Raw genomic sequence first — 20,398 nt, 5'->3', positions numbered from 1 at the left:
CTCAATTCCTCACCGCCCACAGCTCCAGTTCCAGGCCGGGAAAACCGCTGCCGAAATGCAGCGCCACGCCACCGGAGGTGCGCAGCGTCTTCCACAGCGACGATTGCCGATCGAGTTCGAAGTAGGCGCAACCGGCGTGATACGGCACCTGCCGCGGCGCCATCGTCAGCGCGCTCACGGCCACCCCTGGCAATTGCAGGTTCACCAGGTCGCGGATCTTCTCCACCGGGCCGATCTTCGATTCGGTGGGCAGCCGCTTGCGCAAGTCTTCGGCGCGCAGATCGGCCTTGACCGCCAGCACGAACGCCGCCGAGTCCAGCAAGGCCGGATCGGGCACCATGCCCACCCATACGCCGTACTTGCGTTGCTGCAAGGGCACGGCAATCGCCGACTGTTCGAGCACCGCGCTCAGGCTTTCGCGCAAGGACGCCACCACCGGCTCGAAGCTCGCCTGCAACGCATCGTGTGCATACGGCGGGAATGGCCCGCTGCGTTTGCTGGCACGGGTGAAGGTCGCCAGTTCACCAGCCATCCCCAGCAGCACGCAGTACAGCGCTTCGGGATGCTCCAACGGCGCGCTCGCCCAATGCGCCATCAGCGGTTGGTAGCGATTGATCACCTGCAGCATCAGCACGTCGGCGATTTCCGCCACGCCACCCCGGTCGCTGCCGGCCACGCGTTCGGCCAGCGCCTGGCCGCGCTGGTGCAAGAGCCCGAGCAACTCGGCCAGCAGCGTAGATAGGCGCGCTGCGCCTTCGATCCGGCTGGCGGTCGGGATGAAGGGGTCATCGAGAATCACCCGTCGATCGGCGCGGCATTCGACGATGCGCGCCATCGGCACCTCCACCAGCCCTTCGCCCGGTTCGGACTGCAGGCGCAGGCGACTGGCCAGCACGCCCACTTCCAGCAGCACGGTGCCGGCGATGCTGCCGGAGGCATCGCCGACTTCCGCTTCGCCCACGCGATACCGCGCCAGCCGGCTGCCATCGCCATCAGGCCAGGCGCTATCGGGTTGGGCGGTTGCGCGCAGCGGCAGCGCCAGGCTCACCACCTGGTCGCGGCAGTTGGCCGGCACGTCCAAGGCTGGCGGCGCCGGATCGCGATCGGGAATGGAAAACGGCGTGCCGTCAGGAAAGCAACCGCGGGCGCGGCGGATGCCGAGCTTGCCGATGGCAAGCAGTTCCGGCTCCAACTCCAATTGGCTGAATCCCCACGCATGCGGCCGCAGCGCACCGGCCTGCAGTTCCATGTAGCGCTCGAGATAGCGCTCCTGTTGTTGCATGTGCTGCGGGCGCAGGAACAGGCCCTCGCTCCAGATCACCTTGTTGTAGGGGGTCATGCTCGGTCGCCGTCTGCGGGTTGGGCCTGCGTCTTGGCGCGGGCCAGCTGTTGTTCGTAGGCGCGGGCGAACTCTTCGCCGAACAGGCGGCGGAAGCGCTCGTCAGCATCGCCGAGCAGCTCGCGGTAGTGCTGCGCGTAGCGTCGCCAGGGCCGATTGCCCCAGGCGGCGAGCGCGGAATGGCCGGCGGCGTCTGCCTCGAAGCGCGCCGGATCGAACTGGGTGAACACATGCTCGAAGGCCGCACGCATGCCGGCCAGCAAGGCCACCTGGTGACGCCCGATGTCTTCCATGGCTTCGTCGATCGCAGCCGCACCGGTCAGATAGCCGGGGCCTGCTGGCGCCAACAGGCGAGCGACCGCTTCGTCCACGGTGGCGGCGAACTTGAGGGGATTGTTCTCCGTGCGCTGGATCAGCGTGACCGGCAGGCGCAGGCTGTTCTTCAGCTCGGCGCGTGCGCGCAATACATCCATCAGGCCTGCGGTCATGGCGGCGAACAGCGCAGGCAGTTCGGGTGCATCCGGCGACTGTGCGACGACCGGCTGCGCCGCGTCGGGGATCGCAGCGGACGTCGATGCCGGCGCGACTTCGCTTGCCGAGGCCGGCATTGGCATTGGCGCCGGTGTCGGTGCTGGCGCCGCGGCGACGATGGAAACTGGCGCGGGCTGCAACGGCGTTGGCACGGCCGCGATTGCATCGATAGCCGGCGGCAGCGCGAATTCGCTGCGTGTCAGATCCCAATGCTCGGGCAACACGACGCCAGCGGCAGCCGACACGGCCACGGGGGCACGGTAGGCGTCAGCCGTTGCCGGCGCATGCCCCAGCCCGAACGCCGCCGCATCGCCCTGGCTGCCGGCCAGCGTGAACGAAGTGGCGAACAAGGCCAGCGGGTCGGTGTCGGCCGGTTGCGTCGACGCTGCCCCAAGTTCGGCAAACACATCGCGCTCGCGCTCCAGCGGCGGTTGCTGGGATGGCTGCGGTGGTGGCGTCGGCGACAGTGTCCACGGCTCGGCGTGATTCCAGGTCTGCGTGGCCGCCGGAACAGCGGTGACGCCTGCGCCTTCCACCGCCACGTCGATCTCGAAGGCATCGATGCGCAAGGCGTCGCCGGCATGCAGCGGCACCGGGAAGCCGGCACGCAGCGGCACGCCGTTATGCAGGACACCGTTGGTGCTGTGATCCTCGATGAAATACATGCCATCGAGATGGCGCACGCTGGCATGCAGGCGCGATACGCCTTCGCCTTCCAGCACCCAGTCGCAGGAGGCGTCGCGGCCGATGCGCCCGCCTTCTGCCGCGAAGCTGGCCTGCGCTTGCGTGCTGCCCGACACCGTCTGCGCATCGCGAACCGTCAGCGTCAGCCGGGGTGACACCGCGCTCATGGCGTACGCTCGCGCACGCGCAATCCGGACAGCAGCCGTGCGGCATCTTCGCTCCAGCGCACCAATTGCGCTTCGAAGGTTGCAGGCTCGCGCCCAGCCAGATGCAGCAACGCCGCCACGGCCGCCGCCGCGGTCAGGTGATCGGCCACCGGCGGGCCGTCCTCCTCGCTCAGGCTGCCATCGCTCCAGGCCGCGGCCGCCGCCAGCCAGGCGCCGACCGATTGATAGTCGTCGTCGGCAGCGAATGCGCGTGCGCTCTCGCGCTGGCTGGGGCCCGGCTGCTGCACCCACGCCTGCGCCAACCGCAGACCTTCGCTGTCGTGGCCGCTGAGCGTTTGCGCGCGCATGCACTGGCACAACCACGCCACCGCATACGGCCTGGGCAACAAGCGCAACGCCAACGGCAACGCGTCCTGGGCAAGCCCGCGCGCCAGCAATTCGCGCACGGCAGTCTCCGGCGCCATGTCCGGCGCCAGGGCGGCATGCGCGCAGGGTGAGAGCCGCATCTGCCGCGCGGCGGGAAGAATCTGCAACATGGCGGTCCTCAGGCGATGATGGGCGGAGTGCCCTTGAGCACGGCCGGACCGGACGACTGCAATAGCAGCGCGGCGTTGGCGCGCGCGGTGGTCACGGCGTTGGATTGCAATAGCACCGACGCATTCGAGCGCAGGGTCAGGTTGGCCATCGCGCTGACATCGACACTGACGCCGCCCTGGATGCCGACGCTGACGCGTCCATCGAGCGTGAGCCGGGTGCCGCTGAGCACGATCTCGCCGCTGGCCTTCAGCTGCAGGCGGGCCATGCCGGTCACCAGCTCGATCTCGCTGCCGGCCTGGATGCGCAGCGCCTTGCCCACGTCAAGACGGTCGTTGCCGCCAACGGTGTGGCTGCGTTCGCGTTTGACCTCGGCGGTCTCGTTGCGATCGACAGTGACGAAATGGTCGTTCTCCACTTCGTGGCGCAGATCGCGCTGCGCATGCAGCAGCAGCTCCTCGTTGCCCTTCTTGTCGTCGAAACGGATCTCGTTGTAGTCCTCGGCGCCGCCCAACAAGCTGCGGCTCTTCACTCCGCTGCGGGTGCGGTGCTCGGGCAGTGCATACGGCGGCATCTGGTCGGCGTTGTAGACGCTGCCGATGATCAGCGGACGATCCGGATTGCCTTCCAGAAAGCTCACCACCACCTCCTGGCCCACACGCGGAATGTGCTGCGCGCCCCAGCGTTTGCCCGCCCATGACTGCGCCACGCGTACCGGGCACGAGCAGACGGCGTTTGGCGTTCCCGGCGGACCCCAGAAGAAATTCACCTGCACACGGCCGTACTGATCGACCGCAATATCCTCGGCCTTGTTGCCGTCGACGACCGCGGTCTGCAACCCGGCAATACTCGGACGCGGCGTGGTCTGCGGGGTGCGAAACGGCTGCCGACTGCGTAGCGCACGGAAAGTGGACGCAAACGGCTCGGCAACCGTCTCGCCACCGGACACATAATCTACTTCAACCAGTTCGGTGTCGGCGCTGGTCACCAGATATTCCTGGTTGTGCTCGGCCAGCGGAAAGTCGCGCAGCTTGAACAATGCGCCCACCTGCAAACCGCAGGCATCGGTGCAACCCTGGTACTGCGCTTGCGCCACGTTGAGCGCCTCGGCACGCACCTGCGCGTGACGACGACCGGCCGCGACATCGAGATGCTCGCCGGGGTAGTCGAACACATCCAGCTCACCCAGCGCCGGTCCGGAAGACTCGGCCGGTGTCTCTTCCACCCGCAGCGAAGCCTTGGGTTTGAGATAGTCGTAGTCGTCCAGGCGCACGCGCGTGCTGTGCGCGCTGCGCGCCAGCGACCAATCGGTGATCGCGTCCTTCATCCGGCTGCCCTTCTGTCCAGGCGGGCAATAAGGCATGTGTGCAAACGGCGCAGAGGATTCGTGCGCGCCGAGACTGTCGGCCAGCACCAGCGTATGCGTGCTGGCGCTGTGTTCGAAGTAGTAGTAGATGCCCTCCTGCTCCATCAAGCGGCTGATGAAGTCCAGCGCGCTCTCGCGGTACTGCACGCAGTATTCGCGCGGCTTGTAGCTGGCGCTCAGGCGCAGCTTGACGTCGGTGCAGCCGACCTCTGCGAGCAACGCGCGCACCAGCTCCGGTACGCTCTTGTTCTTGTAGATGCGGCAGTCGCGGCGCTGCCTGAGCAACCAAAGTTTGGGCACCAGCGAGAACGCATACGTCGCATAGCGCAGCCCCTCGATCTGCTCGAAACCGGTCTGCTCGGCCTCGGCGACAATGCCGTGGTAATGCCGCACATAGCCCTGCGGTGAAGTGAGCTTGACCGCCATCGGCTTGCCCAACAGAGCGCGCAAGTCGATTGCCACATCGCGGCTGATGCCGTGCAATGCGAACGCATACGGGCGCCCCAGCTCCTCGTGTGCACTCATCCGCACAAAGCGCAGCATCTTGCCCAGCGGCGACTGCAGGGTAATGGCGTGGGCCATGGCTTAGGCTCCCAGAGTGGTCTTGCGGTACATAGGCGCAGAGGTCGATGGCATGCGATGACTTTGCCGGCTGCCCTGGCGCGCAGGAAATCGAAAATCGCGATGCCACACATACCGGCGACGAGTAGGTCTTCCCGCCCACGCCATGGCATCGCCTCGACGCCAGGCACGCAGCCGCAACGGATCAGATCCGGTTCCCAGTCGCAGGCATCATGCGCACAGATGCTTAGCTGCATCCTTCCAGGCCTCGACCTCCCCCGGGTGGTCGAAGGAATAGAAAATTTCCTGTCCGGGCTTTAGAAGGTTGTTCAAAGCAGCCTGACATTTTTCGCAAGGCGACATCTCTATGTACATTTCCACAATCGTCGGAATGCCAGGTTCGTCGGCGATGGCGTTCCACAGCGCGGTCAGCTCCCCGTGTGCGCAGGCATTCGCGACATCTACCCCATTGACCTTGAACGGGATGCGGATGCGGCTGTTGCCGAACACGTTGTCGGTGGTGTCGCTTCCGTTCCTTATATAAGTCACAAATGAACAGCAGGAGTAAGGACCGATACCGTTGATGCCTCCGTCGTCCCGCGACCTGACAACTTCGCGCTTTTTCCTCAGGCACGCACTGACCGCGCCATTGGGGCTGTTGATGTCGTAACGGACCTTTGTCAGGTTTGGCATTCTAATAACTCCTTGATTTCTGCGAATCGTCGTTTGCGGAAACGGGGAAAAGCACGATCGTCCCCCTCAATCACGCATTGGAAGAGGAATTTTTCAAGTTCAACTGAGGTGTTGCGCTTGCAAGTTAAGACCGTCCTTGAATTCGTAGATCGCCACGCCGGTCCCGAATGCGTTACCGGACGCGTAGCCGCGTTTGCCAACGCTCAGGCCGGTGCCGTTGAAGGTCTGGAACAGCAGATTCCGACGCGCCTTGGCAACAACCGCCAGCGCATCGAATTCTTCCCGACTCAGAGCTGATGTAGTCATGCAAAGCCTCGTGCCGTTAGGGCGTGCCTACTGTGGGGCGTGCGTCGCCAGCGGCGGCCGCACTGCGGATCCCGTTAGGCACCGAACGCCGATGGATGATTTGACAAGGAGCACGTCGATCGGGGAAATCAAACATGGCGATGCCACGCATCTGCCCAACCAATATGCTGGCCCGAGTCGCATGCGTTGGATGGATGCGCGATACCACTCGATACAGCGCATTACAGTGCTAGCCTATCGCCCTGATGGATATCGCGTGCATCGGCGAACGCATGTAAGCGCAGGCATTGGAGGCCAGCGTTCGGGCATGCGCTGCATCCTCGTGAGGCGAGTGGCGCACCGCGCCACCATCCCGGCGTGTGCCGATGCGTTGATGTGCGTGCAGCGTTCGTTGCTTTTCGACCTCATGGTGCTCATCTTTTCACCAAGTACTGCCGCAAGCCATGCCAGTGCCGGACCTTAAGATCTGCACTCTGGTTGGCGGCATCAACCATCAGGCGCTGTAGCGGCATGAGCGGATGGCTTCTTGGGGGTTTACAGGGACTCACTCATCCGTGTGACTCCGCAACTGCCTCACCTACAGGCTCCAGAGGATCTGGCGCGATGCAGGCCAGTGCGTTCATCCTGCAGTGTTTAAGATGGTGAAGTGCTCCGGGACGGTCACCACCTTTGCGATGACGGTGTCGTTGGGCCCATTGGTCAGCGGCATCTCCGTGGAGGGCAACGTCCTGGGAACCACACTCAGGCGCTCCTGCACGCCCTCCAGGTAGCGGATGCCTTTGGCATCCCAACACTCGCGAAGGCGGTTTCGCTCGTCGACCGTCTCCTCGTGGGGCCAGATCCGCAGAGGCATCACGCCAGCCATGCAGTGCACGGCATAACCGCGGTTGTTCGTGGCGATCCAAGTTTCGCCGCGGAGGAATATCTGTACTGGAATCCGATCGGCGCCGACACCTGTGCCGCCGAGGTCGGTCGCGCGGATATCGTTCGCATAGACCTTGAGTGGTCGACCGGTAATTTCCTGTGGAAATCCAAGGATGGCCTTCTGGTTGACGTTGCCGGAACCAGCAAAGTTGCCGGCGACCCGGATCTGCCCGAAGTGGATCTTTCCGATATTGATCAGCCCGTCTTTGGCAAATTCTGCCCAGGCAAGCTTCATCTTCTGTACGGTGACGGCTAAGCCCGCTTGGACTTTCATATTGGCCATTCGATGCAGCACGACTGTATTCCAGGCGTGCCGGTATGTAACCGGCAATTCGTCATATTTCAGGTAGTATTGGTTGAAGATGTCATCGCGCAGCATCCTCAGCGATAGCGAAACAGCGTTCTCCTTTCCCGGAGGTGGCGTAATATTGTTGATGAATTTTTCTAGTTTTTCCTTTTCCACGAATACAGCTCCGATAAGCAAATTTGGGGCTCGTCTTGTAATTATTGAGCAGCCTTGACATAACGAGTGGCGCGGCATGCGTCGGCGACATCCATCAGTGACAGCCACAGGTTTGGCTGTCTTGTTCGACTAGCCGAAGTCATGGATGAGCCCACTCTCCGCAACGCACACCTTTACCCGAAAGCACTCTTCGCCAGCGATCGTTCTCACCAGCAATTCCCGACTGATCTCCGGCAACATCGAGTTAGTCAAAATCGCATCGATCATCCGTCCACCCGACTCGCTCTCGGTGCACCGCGAGACCACCAACTCCACCACCGAATCGTCGTACTCGAACGGAATCCTGTAGCGCTCCTCGATCCGCTTCCTGATGCGGTTCAACTGCAGCCGCACGATCTGGCCGAGCATGGCGTTGCTCAGTGGGTAATACGGAATCGCCACCAGCCGCCCGAGCAACGCCGGCGGAAAGACCTTCAACAGCGGCTCGCGAATGGCCTTTGCCATGCCTTCGGGATCCGGCATCAGTTCCGGGTCCTTGCACAGGCTGGCGATCAGATCGGTACCAGCGTTGCTGGTCAGGATGATCAAGGTGTTGCGGAAGTCGATACGGCGGCCTTCGCCGTCTTCCATCCAGCCCTTGTCGAAGACCTGGAAGAACAATTCGTGTACGTCGGGGTGGGCTTTTTCCACTTCATCCAGTAACACCACCGAATACGGTTTACGGCGTACCGCTTCGGTGAGCACACCACCTTCGCCGTAGCCGACGTAACCCGGCGGTGCGCCCTTGAGCGAGGAGACGGTGTGGGCCTCCTGGTACTCGCTCATGTTGATGGTGATCAGATTCTGCTCGCCGCCGTACAAGGTTTCGGCCAGGGCCAGCGCGGTTTCGGTCTTGCCGACGCCGGAGGTGCCGGCGAGCAGGAACACGCCGATCGGTTTGTCCGGGTTGTCCAGGCCGGCGCGGCTGGTCTGGATACGCTTGGCGATCATCTCCATGGCATGGTCCTGGCCGATCACGCGCTTGGCCAGTAGTTCGGGCAGGCGCAGCACGGTGTCGATTTCATTGCGCGCCATCCGCCCGACCGGGATGCCGGTCCAGTCGGCGACCACCCCGGCCACGGCTTGGTAATCCACCGTGGGCAGGATCAGGGGCGATTGGCCCTGTAGTGCCGCCAGTTCGGCCTGTACCAATTGCAGACGCGCTAATAGCGTGTCGCGATCCACGTGTACGGGCGCTTCGATCACGGCAGTGTTGCCGATCGCTATGTGTCCCGCATTGACTTCCAACGCACTGCCGGTCCCTTCCACCGGCGCGTTGCCACCACGCAGTCGGGCGCGTAGCGACAACAGTTCATCGACCAATACCTTCTCGGCGGCCCAGCGCTGTTCCAGCTCGCGCAGGCGGCCGTGCTCGCTTTCCAGCAGGCTGGCGCAAACGGCAGCACGCTCCTCCACCACGACGCCAATCGCACGCTCGCGCTCGATGATGGCATGTTCGGTCTCCAGCGATTCGATGCGGCGGCGGCTATTTTCCACTTCCGCAGGCGTGGCATGCAGGCTCACCGCGACACGCGCGCAGGCGGTGTCGAGCAGGCTCACCGACTTGTCAGGTAGTTGCCGCGCCGGGATGTAGCGGTGACTGAGCTTGACCGCCCCTTCCAGTGCCTCGTCGAGGATCTGCACGCGGTGGTGCTGTTCCATCGTCGAGGCGACACCACGCATCATGCGCACGGCCTTGGCTTCGTCCGGTTCGTCGACCTGCACGGCCTGGAAGCGCCGCGTCAGCGCGGGGTCTTTTTCGATGTACTTCTTGTACTCGGCGAAGGTGGTAGCACCCACCGTGCGCAGCGTGCCGCGCGCCAGTGCCGGCTTGAGCAGATTGGCCGCATCGCCGGTGCCGGCCGCGCCACCGGCGCCGACCAGGGTGTGGGTTTCATCCACAAATAGGATGATCGGCTTGGGGCTGGCCTGCACTTCGTCGATGACTGCGCGCAGGCGCTGCTCGAATTCGCCCTTCATGCTGGCGCCGGCCTGCAACAGGCCCACGTCCAGCGTGCGCAGTTGCACCTTCTTCAACGCGGGCGGCACATCACCGCGCGCGATGCGTTGCGCGAACCCTTCCACCACCGCGGTTTTGCCGACGCCGGCTTCGCCAACCAGGATCGGGTTGTTCTGGCGGCGACGCATCAGGATGTCGACGACTTGGCGGATCTCATCGTCGCGGCCGATGATCGGGTCGAGCTTGCCCTCGCGCGCTTGTGCGGTGAGGTCGACCGTATACAGCGCAAGCGCCGCAGCACCCCCTGTTGCACCAGTTCCAACGGGGGCGACAGCCGTCGCAAGGTCGCTGGCATCCTCCTCCGGAGAACCGGCGACGATGTCATCCAGATCGTCCGCCAGTGTTTCCGCGCGCAGCTTGCCGAACTCGCTCGACATCGCGAGCAACCCGTTACGCAGGCTGCGCGTGTGCAGGATCGCCACGAGCAGATCGCCGCCACGGATGCGTTGCCGTCCGTAACGCAACGTGCAGTGCACCCAGGCGCGCTCCACTGCCTCCTCCACGCTGGCCGACAGATCGAAGTGTCCGCCGCCGCCGCGCGGCAGGCGATCGAGCGCCGCGGTCAGGTCCTGTGCAAGCCGCGACGCATCCAGCGAAAAACGGCGCACGATGCGGTGCAAGTCGCCGTCTTGCGCCTGCAGCAACTGATGCAGCCAGTGCAGCAGTTCCACTTCGCGGTCGCCACGTAGCCTGCAGAACGCAGTGGCCGATTCGATACCGCGATAGGTGGTTTTGTTGAGCTTGCCGAACAAAGCGGCGCGACTGATGTCTGCCATGAAAACTCCAGAAATTGGAACTGAGAATGCGTCAGGGCGCCGCTAGCACGAGTTGGTCGGCATCGAGCGAGTGGCGATAGTGGCCGAGCCACAACGACAGGCCGATGCGTTGGCCCTGCCCCAGGACTGGCAGCGGGACGTCTTCGCGCGCCAGCACGAGTTGCAAGTCCCAGGCCTGCTCGTCACCGACGTAGCCGCGCACGGCGGCAGTGAGCATGGCAAGCGCATCGCTACCGGGCAGGAACTCGCGATAACGGGCGATATCCAGCGGGCCAAGACGCAAGCGGAAGCGATGTTGCGCATTGCGCGCCGATGCGCCAAGCGTGGCATCACGCCCGATGCGCGCGGCGGCACGGCCCATCCGCAGCCGTCCGTCCTCGGGTAACGGCAGCCAGTTGGCAATGAACTGCTGCACCTGCACCGGGATGTCGAACAGGCCGATCAACACGGCGCGCAAACCTTCCGCATTGCGCGCCTGGGCAACGAAGCGGCCGGCAAAGTGGCGGCGTGCAGCGACCGGCATCGCATCGCGGCCACGCAACGCAGGTTGGTGCACACCGGTTAACGCATCCAGCCGCGTGCCGAAGCGGTCATCGCCTGGGCGGTCCATCTGCACGGTGGGTCGCGCATCGGCCCAGGCGCGATACCACAGCGCAATCATGCGATGGTGAAAAATGTCGGCAAAGGCCGTAAAGGTAGGATCGCCAGCGCCCTCGCGTTCGATGGCGTGCTCTGTCAGGTGCAACGGCAGCGCGCCATGCGGGCCGAACAAGCCCAGCGACAGCGTGCGCAGAGTTGGCGGTCGACCGTCAACGCCAGCGTGCACGCTGTCGATGTCGCGAGGAGGAAATACCAACGAGGCGCGCTGGCCCAAACGCACCGGCTCCTCCAGCGGCCGTGCTGCCTGGCCCAGACGCGGTTGCGTCGGATGCGCGCACTCCAGCCGCCGCAGTGCTTCGAATAGCTCGAAGTCCTGCGGTTGCGCATCCAGCCGCGCGAACAGCGCTACAGGATCGGCCGATTGCCGAGATGGGCTGGCCATCGAGCGACCTCGTTGCGTTCGAGCGTGCACAGCACGGTTTCGGTAAAGGAATTGAGCGATGCCTGGCGCGCAAATACATGCCGCAGCACCGAGGCAAGCAGGTAGACGCCCTGCCCTTCAAAGGCCGCGTCGTCGCAGGTCAAGGTGATCTCAAGCCCGCGGCCATAGGTGGCCGGGCCCGGCACCGGAATGCGCCGTACGATCGGGCGCGAGGCGATGCGGCGTACGCCATCCACCTGTCGCCGCGCTGCGGCATCGTGCGGGTCGTGGTACAGCGTGAGCATCTCGCGCAATGCGGTAGCGCCGTCGTCGCCGGCATCCAGCAGCGAGAGATAATTCAACTGCAGATGGCTGATCAGGCGCCAACGCGTATCGCCGGCAGTCACGCCCGAACGCGGTCGCGTTGGGCCAGCCACGCAACGGATCGAGGCTACCGGGCCGCCCTCGTCGAGCATAAAATCGGTGCTGGATTTGCCCACCGGCATATGCAGGGGCAGATCGCGATTGCTGCACCACAGCTGCATGCCCAGTTGCCGCAGTTGGTGCGAATACGGCGCCTGTTCGCCATCGACCAGCGACAGGAACACCTCGCTGCCGACATAGCTCGAGCGCGGCCCGGTACGACGCTGTCCCGTTGACAGCCGCCGCGGCTGCCGTCGCAGCGCATAGAACGCCGAGCGTCGCTCGTGCCAGCTGCGCGGCTGCGCGCCATAGAACGGCTCGAAACGCTGCATCGGCGCATTGCCATCGCCGAAGCCTTCGACCTGCTCCACGCCATGGATTTCGAAATCCATCGGCCGCGTGCGGTCGGCCAGCACATGGTGCTCGGCGATGCCGGGATGCAGATGGATGCGGTCCCCGCGCCGTGGGAACAGGTTGATCGCCGGAGTGCAATGCAGGCGGAAGTTACTTGCATCCACCGCGTTATCGAGCCGCTCGACGCTGCGATCGAACCACACCAGAATCTCGAATTCGGCGCACGCCGCTCGCGTCAGCACCTGCGACAGCCCATCGAATGCCGCAAACAGAAAACGCTCGGGGCAAGCGAAGTATTCCTGCAGCAAGCGATAGCCGCTGAAAGAGCGTTCGCTGCGCGGCAGCAGCGCTTGCTCGTCATCGAAGCCCTGCGGCTGCAGATGCTCGGGGCCGAACGTGCGAGTGAGCACCTGCCCATCCGCGGAACGGGCACGCACCACGAATCCCAACGCATTGGCGTGCAGTTGTTCGTACAGGGTGCCAGCCAGCCCATCGGCGCCGGTAATGAAGATCGGCAATGTGTCCAGCGCCAGCATGTCCAAGCGCAGCCCGGCATGCACGTTAAACACCAGACGCAAGCCGGCGCGCGCGCGCGGCTCGACCGGCTCACCGAGCGTGGCCAGCGCTGCTGGCGAGGCCAGGTAGCTTGCAGCGGTCAGGCGCAGCGGCAAAAGCGTCACTGTGTGCGCGGTTCGGTATTCGCAGGCGGTGCGGTCGCCATGCCCGATCAACGAGCGCAGCGCGCTGCCGCGCGGCACCACATGCCCCGCTGGTCCGATACCCTCGCCTTGCTCGGGTTGCAACTCCACCACGGCCATCGACGGCACCGGCGACAGAAAATGTGGATAGAGCATTTCCGTCAGGTGCTGCGCGAATACCGGTTGCTGGGCTTCCAGCTCGAGTTGCACGCGCGCGGAGAGAAACGCAAATCCTTCCAGCAGACGTTCGACATAAGGGTCGGCGCAGTCGATGCCGCTCATCCCGAGCCGGCCCGCCACTTTCGGATACGCCTGCGCGAACTCCGCACCCATCTCGCGCACATGCTGCAACTCACGGTTGTAGTGATGGAGCAGGCGCGGGTCCATGACTTAGCGGGTTCCGGAAGACAGATTGAATCGACCGGTTTCCAGGTCGAGATCGGTACGCAAATACAGCGCCAACGGCAGCGGCTGTGCCCACAGTTCGGAGTCGATGACAAATGACAGCGACATGCGGTCCATGCGCCCGGTATCCACTTTCGCGGTGACCTGCAGGCTGGCTGCAGCCAGGCGCGGTTCGAACGCCACAATCGCTGTACGGATGCGGTTCTGCAGTTCGATCACGTCCAGCCCCGCCAGCCGTGCGCCGGCCAGGTCCGGGATGCCGTAATTGAGCACCGAGCTGGCGACATGCGGATAATCCTGCAGCGCATCCTCATGCCAATGGCGTGTGCAATTGAGCAGCCAGGCCAGGTCGCGCATGACGCAGTCGCGCAGCTTGGCTGGACTGATCGCCCGTGCGTCGCGGCTTTCCGCCAGTTCGTGCCGGCGGTCGTCGATCAATCGGTCCAGCAGCGATGGCTGCAAACGCTCTTGTTGAGTCAGTTCGGCCATGGCGCTTCCACCGCGGCGGTGTCGAATGCAATGTGGCGGATGTCGAGCACCGGGTAGTCGTCCTCGCTGCCAGCCAGCAGGCGTTGCCCCAGACCGCATGCGGACAACTCCTCGCCCTCCCATTCGGTGCGCTGGCCGAGGCGGATCGCGCCCTCCTCGCTGTGTTGGCTATCGGGATAACGGCACGGCACCACGCCACGGCTGCGCGTGCCGTCATGCCATTGGACGTCGACCGACTGCCATAGCAAGTCGCGCAGCGTAGTCGGCGCTTCGAAGCGCAGGCTGCGCAATTGGACGAACGGCACCCAGGCGTAGCCCACTTCGAGGATGACCTCAAGGCACGGACCAAAACGCGGATCGGCGTCGGCCAGCCAGTCGAAACGCTGGCCATCGATGTGGCCAGCGATGGCATCGGCTTGCGTAAGCGCCAGGGCACGCCGTCGCGCTGCATGCCCTGATTCGCCGTCGCGATCATGCTGCAGTGCCTGCAGCAGATCGTGCTGCCACGGCAGCACCTGACCCGGCATCAGCGGCATCATCTGGCCGGCCAGTACCTGTTCGCGTTCCAATTCGGCGTCGAGGATGCGCACATACGCAGCCACCACGCCGCCCCAACTCTGGTCCAACTGCGCGGCTAGGCACAGTTGTTGTTGCGCGCGCTGCCACTCTCCGGCCACCGCCAGCAGTTGGAACAGCCCGATGCGTGCTTCGGCATCGGCCGGGCACTGCCGCACCCAGTCTTTGGCGGTGGCCAACGATTGCGCCGGGTCGCCCGCCTTGAGCAGGCGGGCGCAGGCATGTTCGGGATGGACAGCAGACATCGGCAGCGGCGCTCCGGTTGGGGGATGCGTGGGGCTCAGGACTTCTTCACTTCCTGCATGTTGAAAGTGAAGTCCTTGGTGCCGCCCTGCTTCTTGCCCTTGTCGTCCTGCGGCTGGAACGAATACTTGAACTTGCCGAAATGCAGGGTCACGTTTTCGGTCAGACGGTCTTCGCCACCGCTGCCGCCGGTGGACACCGAGGTGATCATCACGCCTTCGCTGAGTTCGATCGTCACGTAGTCTGACTGCTCGCCGGTGGCGTTGGTGACGTACAGCGTGGCCGAATCCACACGTGCGCCTGTGCAACACGCATTGAGCAATGCGTTGGAGCAACTATCGACGTATTTGGTGATGGAAATATCCTGCACATTGGCCTTGCCGCCGGCCGCATACCCGGCGCCGGTGTGCAGGTTGCCGGTGTTGCTGGTGCCCCACGACCAGGCAATGATCGGCACTTCGTCCTTGTGCTTGGAATGGTTGGACGCGCCCTTGATCTCGACGTCGCCCGAGCCAAATTTGAGATGCATATCGAAAGCCATGGAACTTCTCCAGTGATGGGTGGTGCAGGAAGGGGAAGCCGATCCCGCGGCGTTGTCAGCCGCAGGTCATTCGTGTTTGAAAGCGACGCCTGTGGCCGATCAGGCGGCCTGCGCCGATGGCAAGCGCGAGACTAGGCGTAGCGATACCGTCAGGCCTTCAAGCTGGTAATGCGGGCGCAGGAAGAACTTTGAGGTGTAGTAGCCCGGGTTGCCCTCGACCTCTTCGACGACCACTTCGGCAGCGGCCAATGGCTTACGCGCCTTGGTTTCTTCGCTGGAATTGGCCGGATCGCCGTCGACGTAGTTCATCACCCAGTCGGTCAACCAGCTCTGCATCTGCTGGCGCGTGCTGAATGAGCCGATCTTGTCGCGCACGATGCACTTCAGGTAATGCGCGAAGCGGCAGCAGGCGAACATATACGGCAAGCGTGCGCTCAGCGCTGCATTGGCGGTGGCGTCCGGGTCGTCGTATTCCTCGGGCTTGCCCAGCGACTGCGCGCTGATGAAGGCAGCCATGTCGGTGTTCTTGCGATGCACCAGCGGCATCAAGCCCATCTTGTCGAGTTCGGCCGAACGGCGGTCGGTGATGGCAACCTCGGTCGGGCACTTCATGTCGACACCGCCATCGTCGGCCGGGAAGGTATGCGTCGGCAGGCCTTCCACCGCCCCACCCGACTCCACGCCGCGAATGCGGGTGCACCAACCGTACTGCTTGAAGGAGCGGTTGATGTTGACCGCCATCGCGTAGGCGGCGTTTTGCCAGGTGTAGCGGGACGAATCGGCGCCCTGGGTGTCTTCTTCGAAGTCGAACGCTTCCACCGGATCGGTCTTGGCTCCATACGGCAGCCGCGCCAGTGTGCGTGGCATGGCCAGCGCCAGGTACTTGGCATCCTCGCTTTGACGCAACGAACGCCAAGCCGCGTAATCGGGGGTGGAAAAAATCTTAGCCAGATCGCGCGGGTTGGACAGGTCGCTCCAGCTTTCCATGCCCATCAACCCAGGACCCGCAGCGGCGATGAAAGGCGCATGCGAGGCGGCGGCAATCTGACTGATGCCGCGCAGCGTGTCGACATCCTGCGGACTGTGGTCGAAGTGGTAATCGCCAATCAAACAGCCGTAGGGTTCGCCACCCAGCTGGCCGTATTCGGCTTCGTAAATTTTCTTGAACACCGGGCTTTGGTCCCAGGCGGTCCCCTTGAAGCGCTTAAGGTTCTTGGCGAGTTCCTTCTTGGACACATTGAGCACGCGGATCTTCAACTGCGTGTCCGATTCGGTGTTGCTGACCAGATAATGCAGTCCGCGCCATGCACCCTCCAGCGCCTGGAATTGCGCGGCGTGCAGGATGAGGTTGAGTTGCTCGGTGATCTTGCGGTCGATCTCGGCGACATACGCATTGATGGTCTGCGCAACGTCATCGCTGATGATGTCGCTGCGCTCCAGCACCTGCTCGGCCAAGGTACGCACAGCCAGTCGCACTTCTTCGCCAGCGCGTTCGCTGCGCGGGCGGAATTCACGGTTCAGCAGAGCCGCAAAGTCGTCGGACTGCGTGGTCTGCGGCTGGGCGTCGGTAAGGTCTTGGGCAGCGGAATTTTGGGTCGCCATGAGGTTACTCATCCTTCGACTTGGGGGCCGCGACCAGCGAGCGCAGCAGGGTGGGATCCTTGATCGCATCGGCGATCAGGCGCTCAGCACCGGCCTTGCCGTCGAGGTAGGTGCCCAGATTGGCCAACTGGGTACGCGCTTCCAGCAGCTCGGCCAGCGGTGCCACCTTTTTCACGACGGCGGTAGGCGAAAAATCGTCCAGGCTGTCGAAGGTGATATCGACAGGTAACTCGCCGCTGCCGGTGAGGGTATTGGAAACGCTCATTGCCACGCGCGGTTGCATGGCACGCAGCCGGCTATCGAAATTGTCGACATCGATTTCCACTGCCTCGCGTGCTTCCAGCGCCGGCAGGCTTTCCGTATTGGCGCCGGACAGATCCGACAACACACCCATGACGAACGGAACCTGCACTTTCTTCTGCGAGCCGTAGATCTCGACGTCGTACTCGATCTGCACGCGAGGCGCGCGATTCCTGGCAATGAACTTCTGACTGCTGCTGCGAACGGACATGCGGCCTCCGATGATCTGCATGGTTGCTGGCGCTGCGGTTGCAGCGGCGGTTTGGCAAAGGCGTATCCCTTGCACCGGATGCGTATCGTGTGCGCTGCTGCCGGCGACATGAAATCGAACGCCGGGATGGCAGGTATGGGTGTGCGTGATGGGCTTGGACGCATACGCCAGTGACAATGGCAGCGCACGCTGTCGGCACGTGCCAGCACGCGGGCTTTGTCCATGCGGCTGGCGATTTCGCGCTATCCCGCTGCGCGTTGGGTCACAACACGCGAGCAACTAAACGGTGACCCACCCCAATAAACCGGGCCAGCGTAAAGAAGAGACTTCGCCCGCATGGGATCCTGTGGCAATGAGGAGTCAGGCGATGAAGAAGTCCCGTTCCACCGAGGAGCAGATCGCGTACGCGCTCAAGCAGGCAGAGCTGGGAATCAATGTCACGTTCGGCGTTTTTCTTATGAGGCCAAGGCGCGTGACCGCAGCGCTATTCGTCTGCGGATGCGTGAGATCACCCAGACGCGGATCCATTACGGCTGCGAGCGGGTACTGGTGATGCTGGGCCGGGAAGGCTGGCGGGACAACCCTAAGCAGGTGCATCAGATTTACAAGGAACAAGGCCTGTCATTGCGGCATTGTCGGCCCCAGCGCAGCAGGAGCCGCCGCCGGCGGCAACCGATCAAGGTGGCCATTGCGCCCAACATGTTATGGGGGAGGGACTTCGTCAGTGACGCGTTTTTTGGCGGCCGTCGCTTCCGGCTGTTGCCGGTGCTGGACCACTTCACGCATGAATGCCCGGATATCGTGGTGGATCAATCCTTGCGCGCTGACGATGTCGCCGCAGCCGTGGCACGCTTGGTTGTTCAACGAGGCAAGCCCGAAGCGATCAGGGTGGATAACGGCAGTGGATTTGCCGGTAAGGTGATGGATCGCTGGGAATACGAAAACGGTGTGGAACTGGACTTTTCCCCGCGTGGCACGCCGACGGACAACGCGATGGTGGAAAGCTTCAACGGCCGGCTGCGGCAGGAGTGTCTAAACGCGCATTGGTTCTTGTCGTTGGCCGATGCGCGGAGCAAAATCGAGGCGTGGCGGAAGTTCTATAGCGAGCAACGTTCCCACCGTGCACTGGCATGGAAAACCCCGGCGGCATTCGCCCGATAACACGGGTCCCAAGCGAATCTGCAGGCGCCGAAGAAAGTCGAAATCTCTGCCTGCTAATGGCCCTGCTGTCGGCGGTGGGTCAGAGCGTGCGTGTCACATCAGACACATCGCATTTCAGAGCATGAAAACAGGGCGAGCAGTGGAAGCAACCTGAAGCATCTCAATGCAGTTCCGACCCCGGACCATGCAGGACCGGGGTCGGAAACGGCACAACGCGCTTCTGCTTACTGCGGTGAAGCGGGTGTGGCTGACGCAGCAGCCGCAGTCTCTGGCGTTACGCGCCAGATGATGTTGGCCAGATCGTCGGCAACGATCAGCGCACCATGCGGGTCGACCGTGACGCCGACCGGGCGGCCGCGGGTCTTGCCATCTTCGCCGTGGAACCCTGAGACGAAGTCGATCGCGTCGCCCGCCGGGCGGCCGTCGCGGAACGGCACGAACACCACCTTGTAGCCAACCGGCGGGTCGCGATTCCAGCTGCCATGCTCACCAACAAACACACCGTCGGCGAATTTCGGCCCCATTGCGCTGGACGAAAACGCAACGCCAAGTGCGGCGACATGCGAGCCCAGCGCATAGTCCGGCACGATCGCCGACGCCACCTTCTGCGGATCCTGCGGCATCACGCGGGCATCCACGTTCTTGCCCCAATAGCTATATGGCCAGCCGTAGAAGCCGCCTTCGCGCACCGAGGTCAAATAGTCGGGCACCAGGTTGGGGCCGATTTCATCACGCTCGTTGACGACTGCCCACAGTGCACCGCTGCCTGGCTGGATAGCCAGCGCAGTCGGGTTACGGATGCCGGTGGCATATGGCTTGTGCGCGCCGGTGGCGGCATCCACCTGCCAGATCTGCGCGCGGTCGAGTTCGACCGCCATGCCGCGCTCGGTGATGTTGCTGTTTGAGCCGATGGCCACATACAGGTAGCGGCCGTCAGCGCTGGCGGTGAGCGCCTTGGTCCAGTGGTGATTGATCGCCGACGGCAGGTCGGTGACCTTGGTGGGTGCCCCGCTCGCTTGCGTCTGCCCCTCACGATAGTCGAAGCGCACCAGCGCATCTTGATTGGCCACATACAGCGCGTTGCCAATCAGCGCGAGCCCGTAAGGTGCGTTGAGCTTGTCGGCAAACACCGTCTTCAACTCGTAGACGCCATCGCCATTGGCATCGCGCAGCAAGGTCAGGCGGTTGCCGCTCTTGGCCTTGGAGGTGCCCTTGGCCTTGATCGGACCGGCAATCACATCCTTTGGCTTGAGGTTTGGCGCGCCGCCGCCACGGCCTTCTGCCACCAGGATATCGCCATTGGGCAACACCAGCGTCTGGCGGGGAATGCCGAGATCTTTGGCGATCGCAGTGATGCGATAGCCTGCCGGCACAGTCGGCTTGCCCTCGCCCCAGCTCGTCGGATCTGCGATGGTCATGTCGGGCAGCAAGCCACGATCAGGCGTGGGTAACTCTGGCGTCGCACCGTGCTGATTGAGCTCGGGTGCCTTGCCGCATGCGGCTAGCGCTGCGGCAAGAATGGACACCGTGATGATACTGGTGGTCTGACGCTTCATCGTGCACCTCCTACGCGCAGACCGGACAATCCCGCCCAGGTTGCAACCAACGCGAACAGTGTCGCAATTGCCGACAGCGCCAGGGCGGCCGGCATGATCGCCCACGCGTCACGTGCGTGATGCAGACAATCGAAGAAGCCCACGATCCAGGCGGCGCCGAGCGCAATGATGTAGATCAGGTTACGGCTTCCGCGCACCAGCGCGACGATGGCGCATACCAACGCAACAGTGGTCAGCACCATCGCGCCCACCAGCAGCCAGGATGCAAAATTACTCCACTGGATCTGATAGCTGCTCCAGTAGGCGTAGTCGCTCAGCAACGCACCCAGAAACAGTGGCCACACACCGCCAAGCACGGCTGCGTGGAACGGGTGGATAGCCCAGGGACGGGCCGGTACGGTTGTTGAATTCATAG

At 63.6% G+C, this 20,398-nt stretch carries 18 protein-coding genes; 1 reads left to right on the top strand and 17 read right to left on the bottom strand.

The genetic code is table 11. The annotated features are described in order from the left end of the window. Nucleotide 1: 1 nt before the first annotated feature. From tssK to tssB, 15 genes are all read right to left on the bottom strand, one after another. On the bottom strand, nt 2-1,339 hold the full coding sequence (tssK, locus tag KWO_RS10840) for a type VI secretion system baseplate subunit TssK (protein WP_010378665.1): 1,338 nt from the start codon (nt 1,337-1,339) through the stop codon (nt 2-4). Further along, a complete protein-coding gene (gene tagH, locus KWO_RS10835; RefSeq protein WP_017113159.1) occupies nt 1,336-2,721 on the bottom strand; it encodes a type VI secretion system-associated FHA domain protein TagH in 1,386 nt (461 codons plus the stop codon). Before tagH ends, tssK begins: the two co-directional genes overlap by 4 nt. Further along, nucleotides 2,718-3,257, bottom strand: coding sequence for a DUF6931 family protein (locus KWO_RS10830; protein WP_008577836.1), 540 nt, complete (start codon nt 3,255-3,257; stop codon nt 2,718-2,720). Before KWO_RS10830 ends, tagH begins: the two co-directional genes overlap by 4 nt. A gap of 8 nt (nt 3,258-3,265) precedes the next feature. Then, nucleotides 3,266-5,203: a type VI secretion system Vgr family protein gene (locus KWO_RS10825; protein WP_010378659.1), complete on the bottom strand. Its 1,938-nt coding sequence runs from the start codon at nt 5,201-5,203 to the stop codon at nt 3,266-3,268. Nucleotides 5,204-5,413: 210 nt separating this feature from the next. After that, the gene (locus KWO_RS10820) at nt 5,414-5,875 is read right to left on the bottom strand and encodes a hypothetical protein (RefSeq protein WP_010373416.1); all 462 of its coding nucleotides are present in this window, start codon (nt 5,873-5,875) and stop codon (nt 5,414-5,416) included. A gap of 99 nt (nt 5,876-5,974) precedes the next feature. Then, complete coding sequence (locus KWO_RS10815; RefSeq protein ID WP_010378657.1) at nt 5,975-6,181, bottom strand: hypothetical protein; 207 nt, start codon at nt 6,179-6,181, stop codon at nt 5,975-5,977. Nucleotides 6,182-6,800: 619 nt separating this feature from the next. Then, nucleotides 6,801-7,568: a hypothetical protein gene (locus KWO_RS10810; RefSeq protein ID WP_227479821.1), complete on the bottom strand. Its 768-nt coding sequence runs from the start codon at nt 7,566-7,568 to the stop codon at nt 6,801-6,803. Between the two features lie 129 nt (nt 7,569-7,697). Next, complete coding sequence (gene tssH, locus KWO_RS10805; RefSeq protein WP_010378653.1) at nt 7,698-10,403, bottom strand: type VI secretion system ATPase TssH; 2,706 nt, start codon at nt 10,401-10,403, stop codon at nt 7,698-7,700. 31 nt (nt 10,404-10,434) lie between these two features. Then, nucleotides 10,435-11,445, bottom strand: a complete 1,011-nt coding sequence (gene tssG, locus KWO_RS10800; RefSeq protein ID WP_017113157.1) for a type VI secretion system baseplate subunit TssG — start codon at nt 11,443-11,445, stop codon at nt 10,435-10,437. Next, nucleotides 11,409-13,286 (bottom strand): type VI secretion system baseplate subunit TssF, encoded by a 1,878-nt coding sequence (gene tssF / locus KWO_RS10795; RefSeq protein ID WP_010378648.1) that lies wholly within the window; start codon nt 13,284-13,286, stop codon nt 11,409-11,411. Before tssF ends, tssG begins: the two co-directional genes overlap by 37 nt. Nucleotides 13,287-13,289: 3 nt before the next feature. Continuing rightward, on the bottom strand, nt 13,290-13,793 hold the full coding sequence (tssE, locus tag KWO_RS10790; RefSeq protein WP_010373427.1) for a type VI secretion system baseplate subunit TssE: 504 nt from the start codon (nt 13,791-13,793) through the stop codon (nt 13,290-13,292). After that, the gene (locus tag KWO_RS10785; protein WP_017113156.1) at nt 13,781-14,614 is read right to left on the bottom strand and encodes a type VI secretion system accessory protein TagJ; all 834 of its coding nucleotides are present in this window, start codon (nt 14,612-14,614) and stop codon (nt 13,781-13,783) included. Before KWO_RS10785 ends, tssE begins: the two co-directional genes overlap by 13 nt. A 35-nt stretch (nt 14,615-14,649) precedes the next feature. Next, the gene (locus KWO_RS10780; RefSeq protein WP_010373431.1) at nt 14,650-15,153 is read right to left on the bottom strand and encodes an Hcp family type VI secretion system effector; all 504 of its coding nucleotides are present in this window, start codon (nt 15,151-15,153) and stop codon (nt 14,650-14,652) included. A 99-nt stretch (nt 15,154-15,252) separates the two neighbouring features. Next, the gene (tssC, locus tag KWO_RS10775) at nt 15,253-16,767 is read right to left on the bottom strand and encodes a type VI secretion system contractile sheath large subunit (RefSeq protein ID WP_017113155.1); all 1,515 of its coding nucleotides are present in this window, start codon (nt 16,765-16,767) and stop codon (nt 15,253-15,255) included. Further along, complete coding sequence (gene tssB / locus KWO_RS10770) at nt 16,760-17,287, bottom strand: type VI secretion system contractile sheath small subunit (RefSeq protein WP_010378642.1); 528 nt, start codon at nt 17,285-17,287, stop codon at nt 16,760-16,762. Before tssB ends, tssC begins: the two co-directional genes overlap by 8 nt. A gap of 477 nt (nt 17,288-17,764) precedes the next feature. Between tssB and KWO_RS10765 the strand changes: the two genes are divergently transcribed. After that, nucleotides 17,765-18,427 carry an IS3 family transposase gene (locus KWO_RS10765; protein WP_010378640.1) on the top strand — a complete coding sequence of 221 codons (663 nt, stop codon included), beginning with the start codon at nt 17,765-17,767 and terminating at the stop codon, nt 18,425-18,427. Between the two features lie 224 nt (nt 18,428-18,651). Here KWO_RS10765 and KWO_RS10760 read toward each other — a convergent pair whose 3' ends face one another. After that, the gene (locus tag KWO_RS10760) at nt 18,652-19,983 is read right to left on the bottom strand and encodes a PQQ-dependent sugar dehydrogenase (protein WP_017113154.1); all 1,332 of its coding nucleotides are present in this window, start codon (nt 19,981-19,983) and stop codon (nt 18,652-18,654) included. Next, nucleotides 19,980-20,396 (bottom strand): hypothetical protein, encoded by a 417-nt coding sequence (locus tag KWO_RS10755; RefSeq protein ID WP_010378633.1) that lies wholly within the window; start codon nt 20,394-20,396, stop codon nt 19,980-19,982. Before KWO_RS10755 ends, KWO_RS10760 begins: the two co-directional genes overlap by 4 nt. Nucleotides 20,397-20,398 lie beyond the last annotated feature (2 nt).

It is taken from the genome of Xanthomonas vasicola pv. musacearum NCPPB 4379, assembly GCF_000277895.2.
Lineage (GTDB): Bacteria > Pseudomonadota > Gammaproteobacteria > Xanthomonadales > Xanthomonadaceae > Xanthomonas > Xanthomonas vasicola.
Note: the sequence above shows the minus strand (reverse complement) of the source record. Positions and strands in the feature narration are given on the sequence as shown.

What these genes read in the sequence shown, in the direction of transcription:
- tssK (WP_010378665.1), bottom strand. Translation starts at nt 1,339, where the DNA reads ATGACCCCCTACAACAAGGTGATCTGGAGCGAGGGCCTGTTCCTGCGC.
- tagH (WP_017113159.1), bottom strand. Translation starts at nt 2,721, where the DNA reads ATGAGCGCGGTGTCACCCCGGCTGACGCTGACGGTTCGCGATGCGCAG.
- KWO_RS10830 (WP_008577836.1), bottom strand. Translation starts at nt 3,257, where the DNA reads ATGTTGCAGATTCTTCCCGCCGCGCGGCAGATGCGGCTCTCACCCTGC.
- KWO_RS10825 (WP_010378659.1), bottom strand. Translation starts at nt 5,203, where the DNA reads ATGGCCCACGCCATTACCCTGCAGTCGCCGCTGGGCAAGATGCTGCGC.
- KWO_RS10820 (WP_010373416.1), bottom strand. Translation starts at nt 5,875, where the DNA reads ATGCCAAACCTGACAAAGGTCCGTTACGACATCAACAGCCCCAATGGC.
- KWO_RS10815 (WP_010378657.1), bottom strand. Translation starts at nt 6,181, where the DNA reads ATGACTACATCAGCTCTGAGTCGGGAAGAATTCGATGCGCTGGCGGTT.
- tssH (WP_010378653.1), bottom strand. Translation starts at nt 10,403, where the DNA reads ATGGCAGACATCAGTCGCGCCGCTTTGTTCGGCAAGCTCAACAAAACC.
- tssG (WP_017113157.1), bottom strand. Translation starts at nt 11,445, where the DNA reads ATGGCCAGCCCATCTCGGCAATCGGCCGATCCTGTAGCGCTGTTCGCG.
- tssF (WP_010378648.1), bottom strand. Translation starts at nt 13,286, where the DNA reads ATGGACCCGCGCCTGCTCCATCACTACAACCGTGAGTTGCAGCATGTG.
- tssE (WP_010373427.1), bottom strand. Translation starts at nt 13,793, where the DNA reads ATGGCCGAACTGACTCAACAAGAGCGTTTGCAGCCATCGCTGCTGGAC.
- KWO_RS10785 (WP_017113156.1), bottom strand. Translation starts at nt 14,614, where the DNA reads ATGTCTGCTGTCCATCCCGAACATGCCTGCGCCCGCCTGCTCAAGGCG.
- KWO_RS10780 (WP_010373431.1), bottom strand. Translation starts at nt 15,153, where the DNA reads ATGGCTTTCGATATGCATCTCAAATTTGGCTCGGGCGACGTCGAGATC.
- tssC (WP_017113155.1), bottom strand. Translation starts at nt 16,767, where the DNA reads ATGAGTAACCTCATGGCGACCCAAAATTCCGCTGCCCAAGACCTTACC.
- tssB (WP_010378642.1), bottom strand. Translation starts at nt 17,287, where the DNA reads ATGCAGATCATCGGAGGCCGCATGTCCGTTCGCAGCAGCAGTCAGAAG.
- KWO_RS10765 (WP_010378640.1), top strand. Translation starts at nt 17,765, where the DNA reads ATGCGTGAGATCACCCAGACGCGGATCCATTACGGCTGCGAGCGGGTA.
- KWO_RS10760 (WP_017113154.1), bottom strand. Translation starts at nt 19,983, where the DNA reads ATGAAGCGTCAGACCACCAGTATCATCACGGTGTCCATTCTTGCCGCA.
- KWO_RS10755 (WP_010378633.1), bottom strand. Translation starts at nt 20,396, where the DNA reads ATGAATTCAACAACCGTACCGGCCCGTCCCTGGGCTATCCACCCGTTC.